The following is a 5,541-nucleotide window of genomic DNA, read 5'->3' as shown; positions in this document are numbered from 1 at the left end:
AACCCATCGGCGTCGCCGGCGAGTTGTACCTGGGCGGCGAGGGCGTGGCCCGGGGTTACCTGGAGCGCCCGGCGCTGACCGCCGAACGCTTCGTGCCCGATCCTTTCGGCAAACCCGGCAGCCGCGTGTACCGCAGCGGCGACCTGACCCGTGGGCGTGCGGACGGCGTGGTCGATTACCTCGGGCGTGTCGATCACCAAGTGAAAATCCGAGGTTTTCGCATCGAACTGGGGGAAATCGAAGCGCGCCTGCGGGAACAGGACAGCGTCGGCGAAACCGTGGTGGTGGCCCAGGACGGCCCGACCGGCAAGCAACTGGTGGCCTACGTCGTCCCGGCCGAGGCCAACTTGGCTGATACCGCCGCGTTCCGCGACACCCTGCGCCGCGCCCTGAAAGCTCGCCTGCCGGATTACATGGTGCCCGCGCACTTCATGTTCCTCGCGCAAATGCCCCTGACCCCCAACGGCAAACTCGACCGCAAGGGCCTGCCCGAACCGGACGCGAGCCAGTTGCAGCAAAGCTACGTAGCCCCCGAAACCGAGCTGGAGCAGCAGATCGCCGCCATCTGGGCCGACGTCCTGCGCCTGGAACAAGTGGGCTTGAACGACAACTTCTTTGAGGTCGGCGGCCACTCGTTACTGGCCATCCAGATCACCTCGCGGGTCCAGGCCGAACTGGGCCTGGAAGTGCCGCTGGTGGAGGTGTTCCAGACCGAAACCCTGCGCGCCTACGTCCAGGCCGCCGCCACCTTCCGTGCCGGCAGCGCGGAAGACTTTGATGATCTTCGTGACTTTTTGAGCGAACTAGAGGCGATTTGAACCATGCTTTCCAACCCTAACATCGACCTGGTGTCGCGCTTTCTTCGCCTGCCTCTGGAACAACGCCAGCAGTTCTACCAACGTTTGCAAACCCGCGGCATGAGCTTCGGGCAACTGCCGATTGCCCCGGCCCGCGAGGCCGGTGAACCATTGCCGCTGTCCTACGCCCAGGAACGTCAATGGTTCCTCTGGCAACTGGACCCGGACAGCGCCGCCTATCACATTCCCGGCGTGCTGCGCCTGAGCGGGCGCCTGGATAAAAGCGCCTTGCAGCGCAGCTTTGACCGCCTGCTCGAACGCCATGAAAGCCTGCGCACGCGCCTGCATCTGGAGGGTGACAACCGCTCCCAGGTGGTGCTGGCCCACGCTGTCGTCGACATCATTGAAAGCACGGTCACCGAAGACGGGTTGCAAGCGCGGGTGCAGGCACTCATCGCCGAGCCCTTCGATTTGCAGCACGGTGCCTTGTTGCGCGTAAACCTGCTCAACCTGGGCGAAGACGAGCATGTGCTGGTGTTGGTGCAGCACCATATCGTCTCCGACGGCTGGTCGATGGGCGTGATGGTGCAAGAGCTGATGCAGCTCTACGCCGCCTACAGCAACGGCCAGGACTGCCAGTTGGCGGCACTGCCGATCCAATATGCCGACTACGCGCTGTGGCAGCGCCGCTGGATGGAAGCGGGGGAGAAGGAGCGCCAGCTCGGTTACTGGCGTGAACAACTCGGTGGCAGCCAGCCGGTACTGGAATTGCCGTTCGATCACCCACGCCCGGCGCGCCAGAGTTATCGCGGCGCGCGTCAGGATGTGGCGCTGGAACCTGCGCTGGTCGCGGGGCTCAAGGCTTTGGCGCAGCGCGAAGGCGTGACCCTGTTCATGCTGTTGCTGGCGTCGTTCCAGACCCTGCTGTACCGCTACAGCGGCCAGTCGGACATCCGCATCGGCGTGCCGACTGCCAACCGCAACCGCGCTGAGACCGAACGCCTGATCGGCTTTTTCGTCAACACCCAGGTGCTCAAGGCCGACCTCGACGGTCAGATGACCTTCCGCCAACTACTGGCCCAGGTCAAAGAGCGCACGTTGCAGGCCCAGAGTCACCAGGACCTACCGTTCGAACAACTGGTGGAAGCGCTGCAACCGGAACGCAGTCTGAGCCACAACCCGCTGTTCCAGGTGATGTTCAACCACCAGGCGCAAACTCGTACAGCCGTGGGCGAGCAGCAACTGTCGGGGCTGGGCGTGACCTCCCTGGAGTGGGCAAGCGAGAGTGCGCAGTTCGACTTGAGCCTGGACACCGAAGAAACCGACCAGGGCTTGTGGGCCTCCTGGACCTTTGCCACCGACCTGTTCGAAGCCGCCACCGTGGCGCGCATGGCGCAGCATTGGCAAACCGTGCTGCACGCGATGGTTGCCAGCGCGGGCACCCGCTTGGCGCAACTGACGTTGCTGGCCGACGGCGAGCAGCGCGACTTGCTGAACGATTGGAACAACGGCGGCGCAGCTTTCGAAAGCCCGCTGGGTGTGCACGGCCTGTTTGAGGTGCAAGCGCAACGACGTCCCGACGCCATTGCCCTGTGCCTGGATGAGCAGACGCTGACCTATGCCGAGTTGAACCGTGAGGCCAACCGCTTGGCCCACTACCTGATCGGCCAGGGCGTCGGACCGGAAGTGATGGTCGGCGTGGCAGTGGAGCGTTCGTTCGCCATGGTGGTCAGCCTGTTGGCGATCCTCAAGGCGGGCGGCGCCTACGTGCCGCTGGACCCGCAATACCCGCGCGACCGCCTGCTGCACATGCTCGAAGACAGCCATGTGCGTTTGGTGGTGTGCCAATCCGCCCAGCCATTGCCGTTGCCCGCCGAGGTGGCGAGGCTCGACATCGACAGCGCCAAGGACGCGTTGCAGCGCTGTGCCGAGAGCAATCCGCAGGTACCGGTCGACCCGCAGAACCTTGCCTACGTGATCTACACCTCGGGCTCCACCGGCAAGCCTAAAGGCGTGGCGATCAACCATGCGGCGTTGACCGAGTTTTCCGCGATTGCGGCCGGCTATTCGCGGTTGAGCGAGGACGATCGTGTCCTGCAGTTCGCCACCCTGAACTTCGACGGTTTCGTCGAGCAGCTCTACCCGGCGCTGACCCACGGCGCGACCGTGGTTCTGCGCGGTGCCGAGCTGTGGGACAGCGGCCGCCTGTACGCGGAAATCATCCGCCAAGGCATCACCCTGGCGGACTTGCCGACGGCGTACTGGAACCTGTTTCTGCTCGATTGCCTGGCGGCGGGGCCGCGCTCTTATGGGGCGTTGCGCCAGATCCATATCGGCGGCGAAGCGATGCCGTTGGACGGCCCGGCGCAGTGGCTCAAGGCTGGCCTTGGCCACGTACGTTTGTTGAATACCTACGGCCCGACCGAGGCCACGGTGGTGTCGAGCGTGCTGGACTGCACCCGTGGTGAAGAAACCATCGGCGCCACCGCCAGCCCGATTGGCCGTTCGTTGCCGGGGCGTGCGCTGTACGTGTTGGATCGTGATTTGAATCTGGCACCGTTGGGCGCCGTCGGTGAGTTGTACATCGGCAGCCAATGCGGCCTGGCCCGTGCTTACTTGAATCGCCCGCTGCTGACTGCTGAACGCTTCATCCCCGATCCTTTCGGCGGCGACCGCCTGTACCGCACCGGCGACCTGGCGCGTTATCGCGCCGATGGCGTGATCGAATACGTCGGCCGTGTGGACCATCAGGTGAAAATCCGTGGTTTCCGTATCGAGCTGGGGGAAATCGAAGCCCTGTTGCTGGCGCAGGACGGTGTGCGCGAAACCCTGGTGCTGGCGGCTGACAATCAGCTGGTGGCTTATCTGGTTGCTGCCGAGCAGGACGCTGAAGCCCTGAAAACGCTGCTGCGCGAGCAACTGCCGGACTACATGGTGCCCGCGCACCTGATCTTCCTCGAGCGCATGCCGCTCAACCCGAACGGCAAGCTGGACCGCCAGGCCCTGCCCAAGCCGGACGCCAGCCAGGCGCAACAGGATTGGGTTGCGCCGGTCACTGAACTGGAGCAACACGTCGCGGCGATCTGGGCCGAGATTCTCGGCGCCGAGCGTGTCGGCCTGAACGATCACTTCTTCGAGATGGGCGGTCATTCGTTGCTGGCGATGCAAGTGGTCTCGCGCCTGCGCCAGGTCCTGGCGCAGGAAGTACCGTTGAAACTGCTGTTCGAACAACCAAGGCTGGCCGGTTTCGCGGCGGCAGTGCAGGCGCTGGAAGGCCGCGAACAGGCGCCACCGCTGGTAGCGCGCAATCGCCTGCAACCGCTGCTGTTGTCTTACGCCCAGGAACGCCAGTGGTTCCTCTGGCAACTGGACCCCGACAGCGCCGCTTACCATATTCCCAGTGCCTTGCGCCTGACCGGCCAGTTGGACTGCGAGGCCTTGCAGCGCAGTTTCAACAGCTTGATCGCGCGCCACGAAAGCCTGCGCACCTATGTGCAGCAGGAAGGCGAGGGCGCGGTGCAGGTGATCGGTACTCAGGTTGCGCTCCCCATCGAGCTGGCCGACATCGACGAGGCTGACCTGCATGCGCGGGTCGCCGCCGAAATCTCACGCCCGTTCAACCTGCAACAGGGCCCGCTGTTGCGCGTGACCTTGCTGCGCCTGGCGGCCGATGAGCATGTACTGGTGCTGGTGCAGCACCATATCGTCTCCGATGGCGCGTCGATGGCGGTGATGGTCGATGAACTGGTGCAGCTCTACAGCGCCTACAGCCGCGGTGATGTGCCGCAACTGCCGGCGATGCCGATCCAGTACGCCGACTATGCGCTGTGGCAACGCGACTGGATGGAAGCCGGCGAAAGACAGCGCCAGTTGAGCTACTGGCGCGACCTGCTGGGCGGTGAGCAGCCGGTGCTGGAATTGCCGTTCGATCACCAGCGCCCCGCCCAGCAGAGCCATCGCGGTGCGCGTCTCGACGTGCCGTTGCCGGCGGCGCTGGCGGCAGACCTGAAAGCCTTGGCGCAGCGCGAAGGCGTGACGATGTTCATGCTCTTGCTGGCGTCGTTCCAGACCCTGTTGCACCGCTACAGCGGCCAGCAGGACATTCGCGTCGGCGTGCCCATCGCCAACCGTAACCGGGTCGAGACCGAGCGCCTGATCGGCTTCTTCGTCAACACCCAGGTGCTCAAGGCCGACATCGACGGGCAAACCACCGTCGCCCAACTGCTGCAGCAGGTCAAGCAACGGGCGCTGGACGCCCAGGCCCACCAGGACCTGCCGTTCGAACAACTGGTGGAAGCGCTGCAACCGGAGCGCAGCTTGAGCCTCAACCCGCTGTTCCAGGTGATGTTCAACTACCAGACCGACGGGCCGCGTGAACCGCTGGCGCTGGCGCACCTGAGCATTGAAAACCTGGCCTGGGAGCGGCGCACCGCGCACTTCGACCTCGACCTGGACACCCATGACAGCCGCGACGGCTTGTGGGCATCCCTGGGTTACAGCACCGATCTGTTCGATGCGCCGACCATTGCGCGCATGGCGCGGCATTGGCAGAACCTGCTGCAGGCGATGGTTGCCGATCAGCAGCAGAGCATCGGGCAATTGAACCTGCTGGATGCCGATGAGCAACAGCACATCCTGCAACTGTGGGATCGCAGTGAGTCCGGCTTCTCAAACGCTCGTCTGGTGCACGAACTGTTCGCCGACCGCGCCCGCGAAAACCCGCAGGCGGTGGCGGTCAAGTTCG

2 protein-coding genes are annotated in these 5,541 nt (G+C 64.5%); both read left to right on the top strand.

Annotated elements, in window-relative coordinates; genetic code table 11:
• A partial coding sequence (locus IB241_RS27235) for a phosphopantetheine-binding protein (RefSeq protein ID WP_192301267.1) occupies positions 1–818 on the top strand: 818 nt, incomplete at its 5' end.
• A gap of 3 nt (positions 819–821) precedes the next feature.
• Positions 822–5,541: non-ribosomal peptide synthetase (locus IB241_RS27230; RefSeq protein WP_192301266.1), on the top strand; the 4,720-nt coding region annotated here is incomplete at its 3' end.

The organism is Pseudomonas sp. PDM05 (assembly GCF_014851685.1).
GTDB lineage: Bacteria > Pseudomonadota > Gammaproteobacteria > Pseudomonadales > Pseudomonadaceae > Aquipseudomonas.
This window is presented reverse-complemented; position numbering and strand designations above follow the sequence as displayed.